Origin of the sequence: Pseudomonas brassicacearum, assembly GCF_918698105.1 — a bacterium.
Lineage (GTDB): Bacteria > Pseudomonadota > Gammaproteobacteria > Pseudomonadales > Pseudomonadaceae > Aquipseudomonas > Aquipseudomonas brassicacearum_F.
Map to the genome: position 1 here is coordinate 1 of NZ_CAKKMI010000078.1, position 15,707 is coordinate 15,707.

Below are 15,707 nucleotides of genomic sequence, written 5' to 3' on the forward strand. Positions count from 1 at the left end.
GAGCTTGCTCCCGCTGGGGTGCGCAGCAGTCCCGCTATTTTTGGCGGTCGCTGCGCAACCGAGCGGGAGCAAGCTCCCTCGCCACAAGAGCCACAAGAGCCACAAGAGCCACAAGAGCTACAAGAGCTACAAGGGGCCCAGTGCTGCTGGTGTTGAAGGGTTCAGGCCAGGTCGACAAGCACGATTTCGCTGTCTTCAATGGCGGTCACCCGCAATACCCGTTCATCTTCAATCGCAACTCCGTCTCGAGCTTGTGCACGCAAGCCATTGATTTCTATTAATCCAGTTGCCGGTACAAGATAAGCTCGACGTGGCGCGTCCAGTCGATACTCCACACTTTCACCCGCCTTGAGATTGGCCGCTACGAGTCGTGCGTCGGCGCGAATGCGCAGGCTTTGGTCATCGCCGGCCTTGCCACTGGCCAAGGTCACGAAGCCCTCGCGCGAGTCCTTCGGAAACGGCTTGGCGCCCCATGACGGTGCCAGGCCTTGTTCGTTGGGGATGATCCATATCTGGAAAATGCGGGTGGCCGTCGATTCCAGGTTGAATTCGCTATGGGCGATCCCGGTGCCTGCGCTCATGACCTGGACATCACCGGCCTCTGTACGGCCCTTGTTGCCCAGATTGTCCTGGTGGCTGATCGCGCCTTCGCGCACATAGGTGATGATTTCCATGTCCCGGTGCGGGTGTTGGGGGAAGCCGCTGCCGGGAGCGATGACATCATCGTTCCAGACTCGCAAGTTGCCCCAATTCATACGCCGTGGGTCGTAATACTCGGCGAACGAAAAATGGTGGTGGGCATCCAGCCAGCCGTGGTTGGCGGCGCCCAAGGTGGCGAAAGGCCTGAGTTCGAGCATGTTCGTGTCCTTTTCGCTGAGCAGCGAAAGCGATGGTTGATGGGGCTATTTTCCCCAAGGAACACATCGATAAAAAGCGTAAAAAACGCGTCAAAGTGATCGTGTATTTAGATATAAAATCGCGAGCCAACTTTCACTTCATCGCCTAAACCCATGACTTAAAAGCTTTTGGGTGGAACCTGGCGGCAAATACAGACACCATAGCCGTCATGGTTCATGAACACCGGAGTCCCAGCGTGGCGCAACACACTCCCGATCTTCCCCCCGAGCTTTTATCCTTGGCCCAGATGCCGCTGTTCAAGCGCCTGGCCGCCCGATTCTTCGGCCACGGCCTGACACGCCTGCGAGCCCAACATCGCGCCTCCTGGTTGCATGGCCAGGCCGACGGTTTCCGCAGCGGTCATACCGCCGGTTTCGACTATGGCTACAAGGAAGGCCGGGCCGAAGGGCTTGAGGAGGGCCGCCAGGTCCTGTTGATCCGTGATTCGCGCAGCACCGAGCATCCGGCACCGCAGGTCGATGATCTGCTGTTCGATGACTGGCGCCTGCCGCTGACCGCCGAGCTGAAGAAACGCCTCAAGGCAGATGTCGCCCGGTTGCTGCCGGCGCATGCACAACCCAGTGCCGCGCAATGGAAGATGATTTTCAGCGACACCCCCTCGACCTCGGTGGTCGCCGGGGCCGGGGCGGGCAAGTCCACCACCCTGGTGCTGCGCATTGTGCTGTTGTCCCAGTACCTGGGTTTCGAACTGGACTCGATGACCGTGGTGACGTTTACCCGGGAATCGCGCAAGGATTTCATCCAGAAACTGATCGAAGTGTTTGCCCTGTGGGGGCGAACCGTCAGACTCAAGGAGGCCCGTGACCTGGTGCGCACGTTCCATTCGCGCATCTTGCCCATGGTCCGCAGCCTGCCCGGGTTCGAGCGGCTCCAGGCCTTCGAGACCCTGAGTCATCGCGCCGAAGCGGGTGACGATGATGCCCAGGGCAATCCCTTTGATTTGCGCATCAACGACGCCCAGCGCCAGCAACTCAACGCCTGTTATTACAACCTTTACCAGCGTGACGCGCGTTTCCGTGAGCTGATCCTGCCGTTGTCCCGCCACGCGCTGCAGCTCAAGGAGCTGGAGCGCGATCACCCGGATGTGCAAAAGCGCGTCGCCGTGACCGAGCTGGCGGCCCAGCGCGACGAAGAATTGTGCGATGCCGTCGAAGACCTTTGGTTTCGCGCCGGTGCCTGGCCGATCAAGGGCATCGAGCCGAAACGACAGACGTTTGAGATCAACGGTTCGACGTTCCACTGCCATGGCTACGCGCCTTCCCTGGATGCCTGGGTGATACTGGGGTTCGATCCACGGGAAGACGCCCGGCTCAGTCGCCCGGGCGCCAAGTTGAGCATCCGCGCGGAATGGGCCGTAAAGCGCACCTTGTTTCAAGCTTTCTGCCGTAAGCCACTGATCTGGCTGGAAAGTTATGAGGCGTCAAAACGTGTATTGGCGTCAATGGCCGGCGATGCCAGCGCCGGGCCTGGGTTCGACTACAAGGTCAAGGGCGAGCTGGGCTCAGCGCCATTGCTGGACTGTTTTGTCGCGGCGGCAGGCTTTATCGAGAACCTGGGCCTGGACGTCCCGGATGCCGTGGGTCGGATGTCCTTTGCCCAGGATGACCCTGATCGGTATTTTTTCGAGGCGCTGAGTCGCTACTGGCGGGCATTCGAAGACCATCTGCTCGACCAATCGCCGCCGGTGATGACCTACAACCGCATGTTTGCGCTGTTCAGCGAGCACTCGCCGGAAAACTTCAAGTTGCTGGGAGACGCGTTGCTCCGGCCGCTTTCACACCTGATGATCGACGAATTCCAGGACGTGTCACCGCAGATCGTCTCCTGGCTGCGCGCCAGTCTTCGGGAAATACGCAGCCGTGGTCCCGCGATGCACGTCGGACGCGGCGCCCAGCGCTCTTCATTGTTGTGTGTCGGGGACGATTGGCAATCGATCTATGGCTGGCGCGGCAGTTCACCGAGCTATTTCATGGCATTCAACAAGCAATTCCCGTCGCCGACGACGACCCGGGTGATGCTCACTGACAACTACCGCAGCCACCAGCACATCATCGATGCGGCCGAGCACATCGTGCGGGCTGCGACGGCTATCCCGGGTAAAAAGGCCAAGGCCAGCGGCGCATCTCGCTTGCTGAGCCCGGTCAATGTGTTGGATCGGGACGACGAAGGGCTGGCGCGCAGGCTGGATGAGCACTACCACAAGGGCGATTCCATCTTGATGCTGTATCGAAAAAGCAGCGATAAGCTATTGATAGAAAAACATATTCAGTCGACAGTTAATGTGGATTGTAGCTTGCCGTACGAGGCTCGGCGGCTCAGGCAAATGACTTACCACAGTGCCAAGGGGCTCCAGGCCGATGCGGTGTTCCTGCTGGGCGACTGCCAGCACCTGAGCAGTTCACCCTACAAGAACCAGGTTTATCGAATGGCCGGGCTGGGCCAGGACGGTGATGCCGAACCCTACGACTCGGCGCAAAAAGATGAAATCCTGCGCCTGGCGTATGTGGGCATCACGCGTGCGGTGCAGCACTGTTACTGGTACGTCGATGGCCAGGACGGCCAGGCGGCCAATGGGCCCAAGGCCTCGGATCGTATTGCCACGGATAAGCCCTTTTTCGCTGACCATCGCCGTGTTCGTAAAGGATAAGACTTGGTGTGTCTATCCGTTGCAAGCGTAACCCTATGGGAGCGAGCTTGCTCGCGAAGGCGATGTCACAGTCGACGAAGGTGTTGAATATGCTGGCCTCTTCGCGAGCAAGCTCGCTCCCACAGGGGGAATACGTTCTTACGCCATCGGCGGCAACCGTCGCTTGACGGTCGTCTTCTTGACGATGGCCGTATTGGTTTCGGCATGGACATTGAGCTTGTCCAGCAAGGTATCCAGCTGTTCCATCGAGCGCACGTGCAGGCGGGCGATGAAGCAGTCCTCGCCGGTCACCTTGTCGCATTCGGTGAACTCAGCAATGGCCTGGATTTGCCGTTCCACCTCCTGCAACTGACCCGGCAACGGACGGATACGCACGATGGCCTGGAGTTGGTAGCCGAAGCACTTGGGGTCCACCTCGACGGTGTAGCCCCTGAGCACGCCACGTTCTTCGAGCCGGCGCAGGCGCTCGGCGACACTGGGAGAGGACAGGCCGCTGAGGTTTGCCAGGGCCTTGAGCGAGCGTCGGGAGTCTTCCATCAGGGCGCTGATGAGGATTTGATCGATGTCGTCAGTCATTTCAACTCCATTAGGCGAATGTGTGAAATTGCCTTGATAAAAAAGGTCGAATCGCAGTTTAGCCTTTTTCAAACCATGGAGAAGCTCCCCGTCGGCTCGGCATACTGTGCCCACTTGCTGAAGGAGCCTGAAGATGGACAAGACCTTACGCCGCGGTTCGCTGGAAATGACGGCCGCCATGCTGATCTCCGGAACCATTGGTTGGTTCGTGCTGGTTTCCGGCCTGCCGGTGTTGGATGTGGTGTTCTGGCGCTGCGTGTTCGGCGCCGCGACCTTGCTGCTGATCTGCACCGGCTTCGGCGTTTTGCGCCCCGGCATCCTTACCCGCACCACGTTCCTGCTGGCGGTACTCAGCGGCATGGCGATTGTCGGCAACTGGGTCTTGTTGTTTGCCTCCTATTCCCGTGCCTCGATCGCCATCGGCACGGCGGTGTACAACGTCCAGCCGTTCATGTTGGTGGGGCTGGCGGCGTTGTTCCTGGGGGAAAAAATCACCGCGCAAAAACTGTTCTGGCTGGCGGTGTCGTTTCTCGGAATGCTGGCCATCGTCAGCGCCCATGGTGAGCAAGGGCAGGGCGGCGGCGACTATCTGCTGGGCATTGCCTTGGCGCTGGGGGCCGCATTGCTGTACGCCATCGCGGCCTTGATCATCAAGCGCCTGACCGGCACGCCACCTCATCTGATCGCGCTGATCCAGGTCAGCACCGGCGTGTTGCTGTTGGCGCCCTGGGCGAACTTCTCGGCATTGCCGCAACACCCCCAGGCCTGGGCCAGCCTGTTGACCCTGGGCATGGTGCACACCGGCGTGATGTACGTGTTGCTGTACAGCGCCATACAACGCTTGCCGACCGCGTTGACCGGGGCGCTGTCGTTCATCTACCCGATCGCGGCGATCCTAGTCGACTGGTTCGCCTTCGGCCATCGCCTGGAACCGCTGCAATGGCTGGGCGTGGCGGCGATCCTGTTGGCGGCTGCCGGCATGCAACAGGGCTGGGGCATCAAGTCGCGGCGCCCAGCCCTGTCGTAGCCTATCGTTCGGGCGTGGGTCAGAAGATGTAGTCAGTGGTCAGGAAGTTGGAATCGCGCTCACGGATAATGTCGCTGATCAACGCCTTGTTGCTGTCCTGGAACTTGGTGGCCACCAGCGTGCGGATGGAAAAGGTGCGCAGCGCATCGTGGACCGACAAGGTGCCCTCGGCCGAATTCTTCCGGCCATTGAACGGGAAGGTGTCCGGGCCACGTTGGCACTGGGCGTTGATGTTGATGCGTCCGACCTGGTTGGCGAAAATGTCCACCAGTTTGCCGACTTGTGCCGGGTTGGTGCCGAAGATGCTGAGCTGCTGGCCGAAGTCGGACTCCAGTACGTAATCGATGACGGTATTGAGGTCGCGGTACGGCACGATGGGCACGACCGGGCCGAACTGTTCCTCATGGTAGACCCGCATCGCTGTGTTCACCGGGTACAACACTGCCGGGTAGAAGAACGAGCTTCGCGATTCGCCGCCGTGGGCATTCTTCACTTCTGCACCCTTGGCGAGCGCATCGGCGACCAGCGAATGCAGGTAATCGACTTTGCTCGCTTCGGGCAACGGTGTCAGCGCCACACCGTCCTCCCAGGGCATGCCGGGTTTCAGGGTGGCGAGCCTGGTGTTGAATTTCTCGATGAACGCCGGCGCCACATCCTCATGGACAAACAGGATTTTCAGCGCCGTGCAGCGCTGGCCGTTGAATGACAGCGAGCCGGTCAGCGCCTCGCTGACCGCGTTGTCCAGGTCGACCTCCGGCAGCACCAGCCCAGGGTTCTTCGCATCCAGCCCCAAGGCAGCACGCAAGCGGTGTGGCCGTGGGTGGAGCTTCTTCAGGTCACTGGCCGCCTTGTTGGTGCCGATGAAGGCGAAAATGTCGATCTTGCCGCTGGCCATCAGTGCACTGACTGTTTCGCGGCCGCTGCCGTAGATTACGTTGATCACGCCCGCCGGGAAGCTGTCGCGGAACGCTTCGAGCAACGGTCGCACCAGCAGGACGCCGAGCTTGGCCGGCTTGAACACCACGGTGTTGCCCATGATCAAGGCCGGGATCAGTGTGGTGAAGGTTTCGTTCAGCGGGTAGTTGTAGGGGCCCATGCACAAGGCCACGCCCAGGGGCACGCGACGGATCTGCCCGAGGGTGTCCTGTTCCAGCTCGAAACGGCTGGAGCGGCGGTCCAGTTCCTTGAGGGCGTTGATGGTGTCGACAATGTAGTCGCAGGTGCGGTCGAACTCCTTCTGGGAATCCTTGAGGTTCTTGCCGATTTCCCACATCAGCAACTTGACCACGGCCTCGCGTTGCTCGCGCATGCGTGCCAGGAAGGTTTCCACGTGGCGGATGCGCTCGGCGACGCGCATCGTGGGCCACTGGCCCTGGCCGCGATCGTAAGCCCGCACGGCGGCGTCCAGGGCGGTGAGAGCGGTCTCGGCGTCCAGCAGCGGCGTGCTGCCGAGAATCACCTGCTCATCGCCCAGCTCACCCGTCAGGTAAACGGGGCTGCGGACGACGGCCAGTGGTCCTTGCCAGGTTTGCAGGACACCGTCGACCAGGTATTCGCGCTGTTCGATCCGGCCTTCGAGGCGGTAGGCGTCCGGGATCTCGGTGGTGCTGGGAAACAGGTTGGCGAGGAAAGGGGCTGTGGTCATGTCGTTACTCCATCAATGAAATGAGCCAGGGGCGGACGGCTTGCAGGTATGAATCGCTTTTAGCGTTATACGCCTTAATGGAGGTGTTTTTTAAGTGGCGGCAGATTGCTTGCGCCGGGCTTGTGTAGGAGCTGCCGAAGGCTGCGATCTTTTGATCTTTCGCTTGGGACTCAAGTGTCTGGGGAAAGATCGCAGCCTCGTTGCACTCGACAGCTCCTACACAGCTCCTACACACGCGGGGGCATCGATTACAGAATCGGCATCACCAGCGCATCCGTACCCCCATGCTGGTAATGATGCCGTTGAGGTCGTTGTCGTCGACGTCACTGCTGTAGTCGGCGCTGACATACAGGCTTACCGCCGGCGTGACCCGGGCCACCAGGCCCAGGCCGACTTCGACGGTGGAGGATTTTCGGCTGCTGCTGATCTTGTCGACCTTATCCAGGGACAAGGTGTCGGCGTTCTGGACGGTGTGCCACAGGTTGGTTCGCACATAGGGCTCCATGCCGAGACTGTTGACTCGGTAGTTGCCTTTGAGTCGCGCACCGACGCGGCCGCTCCAGCTGCTCAGTTCGTTGCCGGCGCCACTCTCGGCACTGGCTGTGTCGAGGGTGATGCGCTGGTTGATCAACTGCGCCTGGGGTTCGACGACCCAATGGGTTCCGATGCCGATCGGAAAGCCGCCTTCGACCGACAGTGTCACCGCATTGCCTTCGGTGGCCTGGCGCTGGCCTTGTTCGGTGCGGCTGTAGCCATTGACCCGGCCGCCGCTGGCGCTCAGGTCCACGTGCCAGCCTGCGGCGCCGGTCAGGCTCCAATAGGCGCCGAGGCTCGAGCCTTTCAGGTTCAGGGTAGCTTTGTCCGGTTCGGCCAAGGCAGGCGTCACCAGCAGGCCGCTGCCCGTTGAAATGATCTGGTTTTGTCCACTGATCAGGCCCATGCGCTGGGTATGGCCGCTGTCGTTTCGCAATGTGAACAGGGCGGGGCTCTTGCCGGAGGCAGGGTCGCTGCCGATGGCTACGGTATTGAGGTTGCCGGACTGCGCCCGGCCATACCAGGGCTGCGCTGTCTCCTCGGCAGGCCAGGCCTGTACCTCCAGGGATGAAAGCAGTAACAACGAAGTGGAGAGGGTGTGCAGGGTTGTGGTGGAGATCTCTTGCGCACGGAGGGAAGTTTTCATGGGGGTCTGCCTTGCAATCGCATGCATTTCTCGCTTTTTGGCGTCTCTCCTACCCGAATGAGGGGCGACCGAATGGATTGAGGCAAGCCTCTGGCGGCCCGTCTTGGCGGGTTCCAGAGGCCTGCCCCTGACTGTATTTCCGGGGGTAGTACGGTGTAGTCAAGAAGACTGATGGCAGCGCGTCAAGAAAATGAACGATGAATGGCAAGATGAAATCAGCTGCAATAAAGCGCTGATTTCAATTGGTTATTGAGGCGCATATTTGGGCGTCAAATCATCGTCGCGGAACCTGCCTACCAACTGATCCGCACCCCGAGATTGCCCGCCACACTGCGTTGCTGGCTACTGTCGAGGTTGTTGCTGTAGTCCGCTGCGGCGTACACGCTCACTGTGGGCGCCAGGCTCACGATGACGCCAACGCCCAGGTCGCCGGTGGACGCGCGCTGTTGGGTCTCGACCCGCTCGGTGTCGTCGAACGTTACCGTATCGGTGCCGGAAAACGTGTGCCAGAGGTTGGCGCGCAGGTACGGTTCCACGGGCATGCCGCTGACCTGGTAGCGGCCTTTTAGGCGAGCACCGAGACGGCCGGTCCAGGCACCGTCGGAATCGAACTCGACCTTGGAGACCCCGTCGTCTTGCGTGTCCAGGGAGACCTTCTGGTGGATGAGCTGGACCTGGGGCTCCAGGACCCAGTTGGCGGCGACCGCGAAGGGATAGCCGGCCTCCGCCGAAACGGTCAGGGCGTGCCCGCGATTGTCGATTTTCAGACCGCGCTCGGAGCGGTTGTCGCCGTTCAGTCGCGTGCCCATCACCACGGCGTCCACGTAGCCGCCAGTGGGATCGGTGAGCGTCCAGTAGAGCCCGTAGCTGTCGCCGTCGAGTTCTATCCTGCCGGCACGCCGTCCTTGGAAACCCAGGTTGAAACCATCGACGTCGCCGTTCAATTCGGTATGGCCGACGAAGAAACCGATGCGCTGGGTCTGCCCATTGGCCAGTGGCGAGCTGTACAGGTCATTGCCCACCTGGAAACCCTTGATCGACCCATCGAACCGCGGCGTTACCGTGCCGGCCCAGGTTTGATCCAGGTCCTTGCCATAGACCCGGCCCCAGCCTGCGCCAAACGCGCCGTTTTCCGTGAGCAGGCGCTGGTCACCCTGACGGTCATGGAACGTGCCCAGGGCCATCAGGGTCAGCTGTGCCGCCGCCGGGGGCAATACCGACCAGGTCGGCACTTCTGGGCGATACAACGGGACGGGCGCCGCACCGGGTACTGCGGCCGGCAGTGCGGGCAGCGTCGGGCTGGGCGCCGCTATCGGTCCGGCGACCACGGTGGAACGCAGGTACCAGTTGTTTTCATTGCCGCTCACGCCACCCTTGAACAGGCGGTAATCGAACGCCCCCGCCGAGACGGATTGTGCCAGCGAAAAGGCGCCGCTATCACTGACCGCGCCACCCTGGGCCTGGACCACTTCGATGCCGTCCTGGGTCGTCAACGCGCCCGCGCCGCCCAGGTTCGTGACCGCGATGGCGGTGCTGCCGGTGAGTGTCCCGCCATTGACCACCAGCTTGTCACTGGGCGAGTCGTCGGCGCCCAGAACCGTTTGCAGGTGCAACTGGCCGTTGTTACCGACGTAGTTGCCCTGGACGGTGAGGGTATCGTTGGTACGGGTGTTGCCCTGTGCGAGGTCCACCGCGCCGGCGTTGTTGAGCGTCGCCAACTGACCGGCAGTAAAAGGGGTAATGACGCCTTGGGTCGACGTGAGCGTGCTGCCGGATTCTATGTTGAGCGTCCCGGTGGCGGTGGCGCTGTCCCCCAAGGTCAGGGTGTCGTCAAGGTCCAGTTGCGCGCCTTGGGTGAGGTTGATCGTTTCCCAGTTGAGGTAGCGGGCGCCAGTGCTGGAGGTGCTGCCACTGAACGTCAAGGCGTCCTGGCCCAATCCACCGTTCAGGCTGGGTGTGGTGGCGAGCAGGCTTTCATCGAGGTTGCTCAACAGCGCCGTGTCGTTGCCGTCGCCCATCAAGATAGCCGAATGAATGAGTCCGCCGCTCCACTGAAACTGGTCATCGCCCGCGCTGGCCCGGACCTCGCCGATGATTTCGCCACCGCTGACGGTGATGCTGTCATTGCCGCCGCTGACACTGACATTGCCGCCGATGCGCCCTGCGGAGAGGATGATGGTGTCCTGGCCGAAACCGGTCACCAGGTTGCCGATAATATTTCCGCCGGACATATCGAAAACGTTGTCATCGAGTTTCATGTCGACCCGGCCGATGGTGCCGCCGGTCATCTTCGCAATGTCGCCGTCTTCGAACGCGTCGACGATGGTGCCACCGGTCATCAAGAACGTATCGAGACCGTCCCCCTGGGCCAGGGACAGGATCCGGCCGCCATTCATGACGAAATCGTCGGCTGCCGAGCCTTGATCGACATCACCGTCAATCACACCGTTGGCATTGATCACGATGCGGTCGACGCCGTCGTCGAAAATGACATCGCCGCTAATGACACCACTGCCGTTGGCGGGCATCGTCAGGCTGTTGTTACCTGAGAGGTCTGTCAGCCCGGGGCTGGTGCCGCTGTCGCAGACATAAGCGTCATTGCCTGCGGTTGGCGTCAGCGTACAAGCGGCCATGGCGGCCGGGACGGGTAACAGGAAGGGGGCTGATATCCACACAGCGTTGAACAGCCGATTGAATCCTTTATCGTGCCGAATCATATGCTATCCCTCTGCATCGGCATTTCGCAAATGCCGGTTTCAGCATCGGTTGCACGACAGATGGCACACAGGGCCTGGCAACACTCGCTGTATGGAATGGCACCCTAGCAATGAAAAGATGGCGTCGCTACTGTCAGAACTTACAGGTACGCGCACAGGAAGAGTGGAAGAGGCCCGTTCTACAAATGCACTTCCACCGAAAGCGGCAGGTGGTCGCTCAGGTGCGTCCAGGGTTTGTTGCCAAGGATTTGCGGAGCGTGGCTGCTGGCGTTGCGCAGGTAAATACGGTCCAGGCGCAACAGCGGGAAGCGGGCCGGATAGGTCCTGGCGGGGCGGCCGTGGTGGTGCTCGAAGGCTTCATGCAGGTAGCCACGGCGGGCGAGGGCGAGGTTGCCACGCAGTTGCCAGTCGTTGAAGTCGCCAGCGATGATCACCGGAGCGTCCTCGGGCAGCGAGTCGAGCAATTGGCAGAGCAGTTTGAGCTGTAATTGGCGATGGCTTTCCAGAAGGCTCAGGTGCACGCAGATCCCGTGGACTTCGGCGTGGCCGGGCACATCCAGCACGCAATGCAACAACCCGCGCCGCTCCGGGCCGGTGATGGACACATCAAGATTGCGGTACTGGCGGATCGGGTATTTGGAGAGCAGGGCGTTGCCATGGTGGCCATCGGGGTAGACCGCATTGCGGCCATAGGCGAAGTCGCTCCACATGCTGTCGGCGAGGAATTCGTACTGGGACGTCTGGGGCCAGTTGTCGTAGCGTGACGCGTGGCGGTCATGTTCGCCCAGCACCTCCTGCAGGAACACCAGGTCGGCACCGGTACTGCGCACCGCTTCGCGCAATTCGGGCAGGATGAAACGACGGTTGAGGGCGGTGAAACCCTTATGGGTATTGACCGTCAGGATCCGCAGCCGATGAACCGCCGCAGGTGCGTCCAATGGCGTTGATTCGACAGCCTGCCAGTCGGGATCTTGAGTCACGTTCGCTCCTGAATCAGACGTACCTGTTCATGCGACTGACCCAAGGTGCCAGCAGTTCCGGATTTTTCATGCCTTGCCGATCGCTTTCGCGAGCAGGCTCGCTCCCACATTGGATTTGCGGGGGTATGCAACATCTCCTGTGGGAGTGGGCTTGCTCGCGAAAGCGGTGTATCTGAACCACCGCCATCACAGGTAGGTGTCAGATGAAGACAATCTCATACGGCATGCCCATCCTATCGAGGATGACCCGGGGCACCAGCGGGGCGATGCCGCTCGCCGATTCGCCGTTGAGTTGGCTGACGTACGCATGCATGGCATGACGCTTGCGGGCGGTGGTCCAGACATCCAGGCGCAGTTTGCGGGCACGGTGCCAGGGGATTTTATTTTGCTCGCGGACCGGCCAGTGCCAGGCCCACACCGGCAGTTCGTTGAACGCCACCCCGATCCTGTCGGCGGCCAGGGCCCCGGCGCGCCCAACGGTCTCGTGGTCGCTGTCGCCATCCTGGCGCCAGGTGCTGAACACCACGTCACCGGGGCGCAAGTGACCTGCAATAAAGTCGGTGAGCTCGACTTCGTGTTCGGCCAGGGCCTTTTCCGGGAAGCCGCCGCGTACCCATTGCAGGCCATGGGCGGCGATGCCGAGGCGATGCAGGGCGTCCACGCTTTCCTGCGGGTGAGGGCGGTGTGTACGCAAGCGCTCATCGGTCCACAACGGTGAGCCGGGATGGGCCAGGGCGCCATCGGTAACCGAGATCAGCAACATGGGTTGATCCAGGTTGTTCAGCAATTGCAGCAATCCGCCACAGGCGCCGATCTCATCGCCCGGATGCGGGGAGAGGACGACGGCGCGGGCGCCAGCTGGAATGAGAGTCTGGGTACTAATGATCGGAATATCGGCCAGCTGTGCAGCACTGTTCCAGATTTGCGGATGCTGCCGGCCGGGCAAGCGAGAGGCGGGTTTCATGAGGGACGTCCTTGTGTGTATTCAATCTTTCAGCCATGTACCGGGCCTATTGTCCGATGACGCCCGAGTGGCGTGACTGCGATTCACAGCGCTCCGAATCCTGGAGACTACCGCATGCGAAGTATTGACCATGTCGGCCGATTCGTCTCGTGACATGTGTGTCTGAACTGCATTTTTTTCTTAAAGCTGGGCTGTTTGCATCGAAAAACCGCGTCCTTGCGGTTTTCATGGCTGTTTACAGCCGGTACTTCATTCCTCTTCTTCGCGTTGCAGTTCGAACAGCAGCAGCGAACGCCCGGTGACGGAATATTCGGAATCGAAATCGAAGCGCTCCTGGCCACGAACGGTCGGCTGGTTGGTGTCGACCATGCAGGTCCAGAAACTGCCCTCGGGGACTTCCGGCAAGCGGAAGTTGACGACGTCATGGTGCGCGTTGACCACCAGCAGCAGCGTCGCATCGCCGGCCTTGCGTCGGATGCCGGTTTCCTGGGCGCGGCCGTCCATCAGCATGCCCAGGCAACGACCGTTGCCGTCCTGCCATTGCTCAATGGTCATTTCGCTGCCGTCGGGGGCCAGCCAGGTCACGTCCTTGACGCCGATGTCCTCGTTGTAGTTACCCACCAGGAACCGCCCGCGCCGCAGGATCGGATAGGTCAGGCGCAACTTGATCAGGCGCTTGACGAACTTGAGCAGCATGGCGCCATCTTCGCTCAGGTCCCAGTTGACCCAACCGATCTCGCTGTCCTGGCAATAGGCATTGTTGTTGCCGTGCTGGGTACGGGCAAATTCGTCGCCGGCGACGATCATCGGCGTGCCTTGGGCCAGCAGCAGGGTGGCGAAGAAGTTACGCATCTGCCGATGACGCAGCGCGTTGATCTCTGGATCGTCCGTCGGCCCTTCGACACCATGGTTCCAGGACAGGTTGTTATTGCTGCCGTCCTGGTTGTTCTCGTCGTTGGCCTCGTTGTGCTTGTCGTTGTACGACACCAGGTCATGCAAGGTGAAACCGTCATGGGCGGTGACGAAATTCACCGAGGCGTACGGACGCCGGCCACGCTGGTTGAACATCTCGCCCGAGGCCGTCATTCGGCTGGCGAAATCGGCAAGCTGGCCGTCGTCGCCCTTCCAGAAGGCCCGCACCGTGTCGCGGAACTTGTCGTTCCACTCGACCCAGCCCGGCGGGAAGTGTCCCACCTGATAGCCCCCGGGGCCGCAGTCCCAAGGCTCGGCGATCATTTTCACCTGGCGCAGCACCGGGTCCTGGCGACAGGCCACGAGGAAGCTGTGGCGCTCGTCGAAGCCGTCATGGTAACGGCCCAGAATGGTCGCCAGGTCGAAGCGGAAGCCATCGACGTGCATCTCCGTGGCCCAATAGCGCAGGGAGTCGGTGACCATTTGCAGCACGCAAGGATGGCTCAGGTCCAGGGTATTACCGGTGCCGGAATCGTTGATGTAGTAGCGTTTGTCGTCGGGCATCAGCCGGTAGTACGAGGCGTTATCGATGCCGCGCATGGACAGGGTGGGGCCCTGTTCGTTGCCTTCGGCGGTGTGGTTGTAGACCACGTCGAGGATGACTTCCAGGTTGGCCTCGTGCAGGTGGGCAACCATTTCCTTGAACTCGGCAATCTTGCCACTGGCCAGGTAGCGTGGGTCCGGGGCAAAGAAGGCGATGCTGTTGTAACCCCAGTAGTTGGTCATGCCTTTGTGCAGCAGGTGCTGGTCATTGACGAAGGCATGGATGGGCAGCAGTTCCACCGAAGAGACACCCAGCTTGCGGATATGCTCCAGCACATCGTCGACCATCAACCCGGCGAACGTACCGCGCAGGTTCTCCGGCACCGAAGGGTGACGCATGGTGAGGCCGCGCACGTGGGTCTCGTACAGGATGGTCTTGTCCCAGGGGACGCTGACGCGATGGTCGTGGCCCCAGGTGTGCGCAGGGTCGATGACTTTGCACTTGGGGACGAACGGGGCGCTGTCGCGCTCATCGAAACTGAGGTCGCCATCGGGATGGCCGATGGTGTAGCCGAAGAGGGCTTCGGACCACTTCAACTGGCCGACCAGTTGCTTGGCATACGGGTCGATCAGCAGCTTGTTCGGGTTGAAACGGTGGCCGTTCGCCGGGTCGTATGGGCCGTAGACCCGGTAGCCATAGATCAAGCCCGGATGGGCATCCGGCAGATAGCCGTGGTAAATCTCGTCGGTGTACTCCGGCAGCTCGATGCGTTCGAGTTCGACTTCGCCGGCATCATCGAAAATGCACAGTTCGACCTTGGTGGCATTGGCTGAAAACAGCGCGAAATTGACCCCGAGGCCATCCCAGGTTGCACCCAGTGGAAAAGGCAGCCCTTCACGAATCCGCGAAGCCTCGATCACGGGCGGCGGCGTGGTTTTTTTTGGACGGGTCATAGTTGCTCCTGCAAAAGACAGACAGATTCAGCGATGCGGTTCACTTGAAAGGGTTGGCTGCGCCCTTCACCTGTGGCGAGGGGATTTATCCCCGCTGGCGTGCGCAGCGCGCCCAAAGCCCAAAGCCCAAAGAGCAAAAGCCCAAAGGAGTGAACTCGAATCAGCCGGTTACATTAAGGCTGAATAATGGGGGCCGCTGCGCAGCCCAGCGGGGATAAATCCCCTCGCCACACAAGAAGCGCTTATTCGATACCGATGACGCAGATGAAATCAAACCGCTGGCGGCTTGCGCGGTGCCCGGGGCTTCTTGTCGGTTGTTTTGTTGGCCGGCGGCACCACCGCTGCAGTCGCTGCAGCAGGTTTGGCCGCAGGCTTGGCCTTGGGGGTCGTGTTTTTTGCGGCAGTCTTGGCCGTGGTGCTTTTGGCGGCAGCAGGCTTGGCGCCATCGGTTTTGCTGGCCGCAGGTTTGCTCGTCGCCTTGGGCGGCTTGCTTGGCGCCAGTGCTTCGGCTTCGGCCAGTTTGCGCGCCATCTCCCAGTGGCGCTCCTCCTGCCCGGCGGGCTTACCCTCGGACTCCCAGATCTGATAGGCGAATTCGCGAATGCGTTTGTCGTCGGTACTCATCGCAGTGCTCCTGATTCAAC

At 61.1% G+C, this 15,707-nt stretch carries 11 protein-coding genes; 2 read left to right on the forward strand and 9 right to left on the reverse strand.

Annotated elements, in window-relative coordinates; translation table 11 throughout:
• Positions 1–161 precede the first annotated feature (161 nt).
• Entirely contained in the window at positions 162–857 is a 696-nt protein-coding gene (locus LQ215_RS23975; RefSeq protein ID WP_230152867.1) for a pirin family protein, read from the reverse strand.
• 236 nt (positions 858–1,093) lie between these two features.
• Here LQ215_RS23975 and LQ215_RS23980 point away from each other — a divergent pair, with 236 nt between their 5' ends.
• Positions 1,094–3,565 carry a UvrD-helicase domain-containing protein gene (locus tag LQ215_RS23980; RefSeq protein WP_230152868.1) on the forward strand — a complete coding sequence of 824 codons (2,472 nt, stop codon included), beginning with the start codon at positions 1,094–1,096 and terminating at the stop codon, positions 3,563–3,565.
• 138 nt (positions 3,566–3,703) lie between these two features.
• Here LQ215_RS23980 and LQ215_RS23985 read toward each other — a convergent pair whose 3' ends face one another.
• The gene (locus LQ215_RS23985) at positions 3,704–4,141 is read right to left on the reverse strand and encodes an Lrp/AsnC family transcriptional regulator (RefSeq protein WP_230152869.1); all 438 of its coding nucleotides are present in this window, start codon (positions 4,139–4,141) and stop codon (positions 3,704–3,706) included.
• 133 nt (positions 4,142–4,274) lie between these two features.
• Between LQ215_RS23985 and LQ215_RS23990 the strand changes: the two genes are divergently transcribed.
• Positions 4,275–5,168, forward strand: a complete 894-nt coding sequence (locus LQ215_RS23990) for a DMT family transporter (RefSeq protein WP_230152870.1) — start codon at positions 4,275–4,277, stop codon at positions 5,166–5,168.
• 19 nt (positions 5,169–5,187) lie between these two features.
• Here the strand turns inward: LQ215_RS23990 and LQ215_RS23995 are convergent, their stop codons facing one another.
• From LQ215_RS23995 to LQ215_RS24025, 7 genes are all read right to left on the reverse strand, one after another.
• Positions 5,188–6,813 (reverse strand): NADP-dependent glyceraldehyde-3-phosphate dehydrogenase, encoded by a 1,626-nt coding sequence (locus tag LQ215_RS23995; protein ID WP_230152871.1) that lies wholly within the window; start codon positions 6,811–6,813, stop codon positions 5,188–5,190.
• Between the two features lie 262 nt (positions 6,814–7,075).
• Positions 7,076–7,993, reverse strand: coding sequence for an autotransporter domain-containing protein (locus LQ215_RS24000; RefSeq protein WP_230152872.1), 918 nt, complete (start codon positions 7,991–7,993; stop codon positions 7,076–7,078).
• A 293-nt stretch (positions 7,994–8,286) separates the two neighbouring features.
• Positions 8,287–10,710, reverse strand: a complete 2,424-nt coding sequence (locus tag LQ215_RS24005) for an autotransporter outer membrane beta-barrel domain-containing protein (protein ID WP_230152873.1) — start codon at positions 10,708–10,710, stop codon at positions 8,287–8,289.
• A 179-nt stretch (positions 10,711–10,889) separates the two neighbouring features.
• Complete coding sequence (locus LQ215_RS24010) at positions 10,890–11,690, reverse strand: endonuclease/exonuclease/phosphatase family protein (RefSeq protein ID WP_230152874.1); 801 nt, start codon at positions 11,688–11,690, stop codon at positions 10,890–10,892.
• Between the two features lie 199 nt (positions 11,691–11,889).
• Entirely contained in the window at positions 11,890–12,654 is a 765-nt protein-coding gene (locus LQ215_RS24015) for a PIG-L deacetylase family protein (protein WP_230152875.1), read from the reverse strand.
• 249 nt (positions 12,655–12,903) lie between these two features.
• Complete coding sequence (glgX, locus tag LQ215_RS24020; RefSeq protein WP_230152876.1) at positions 12,904–15,063, reverse strand: glycogen debranching protein GlgX; 2,160 nt, start codon at positions 15,061–15,063, stop codon at positions 12,904–12,906.
• 270 nt (positions 15,064–15,333) lie between these two features.
• Positions 15,334–15,687 (reverse strand): DUF2934 domain-containing protein, encoded by a 354-nt coding sequence (locus LQ215_RS24025; RefSeq protein WP_230152877.1) that lies wholly within the window; start codon positions 15,685–15,687, stop codon positions 15,334–15,336.
• Positions 15,688–15,707 lie beyond the last annotated feature (20 nt).

Excerpts from the sequence above, each read along its gene's own strand:
- LQ215_RS23975 (WP_230152867.1), bottom strand. The coding sequence starts at position 857 with ATGCTCGAACTCAGGCCTTTCGCCACCTTGGGCGCCGCCAACCACGGC.
- LQ215_RS23985 (WP_230152869.1), bottom strand. The coding sequence starts at position 4,141 with ATGACTGACGACATCGATCAAATCCTCATCAGCGCCCTGATGGAAGAC.
- LQ215_RS23990 (WP_230152870.1), top strand. The coding sequence starts at position 4,275 with ATGGACAAGACCTTACGCCGCGGTTCGCTGGAAATGACGGCCGCCATG.
- LQ215_RS23995 (WP_230152871.1), bottom strand. The coding sequence starts at position 6,813 with ATGACCACAGCCCCTTTCCTCGCCAACCTGTTTCCCAGCACCACCGAG.
- LQ215_RS24000 (WP_230152872.1), bottom strand. The coding sequence starts at position 7,993 with ATGAAAACTTCCCTCCGTGCGCAAGAGATCTCCACCACAACCCTGCAC.
- LQ215_RS24005 (WP_230152873.1), bottom strand. The coding sequence starts at position 10,710 with ATGATTCGGCACGATAAAGGATTCAATCGGCTGTTCAACGCTGTGTGG.
- LQ215_RS24015 (WP_230152875.1), bottom strand. The coding sequence starts at position 12,654 with ATGAAACCCGCCTCTCGCTTGCCCGGCCGGCAGCATCCGCAAATCTGG.
- glgX (WP_230152876.1), bottom strand. The coding sequence starts at position 15,063 with ATGACCCGTCCAAAAAAAACCACGCCGCCGCCCGTGATCGAGGCTTCG.
- LQ215_RS24025 (WP_230152877.1), bottom strand. The coding sequence starts at position 15,687 with ATGAGTACCGACGACAAACGCATTCGCGAATTCGCCTATCAGATCTGG.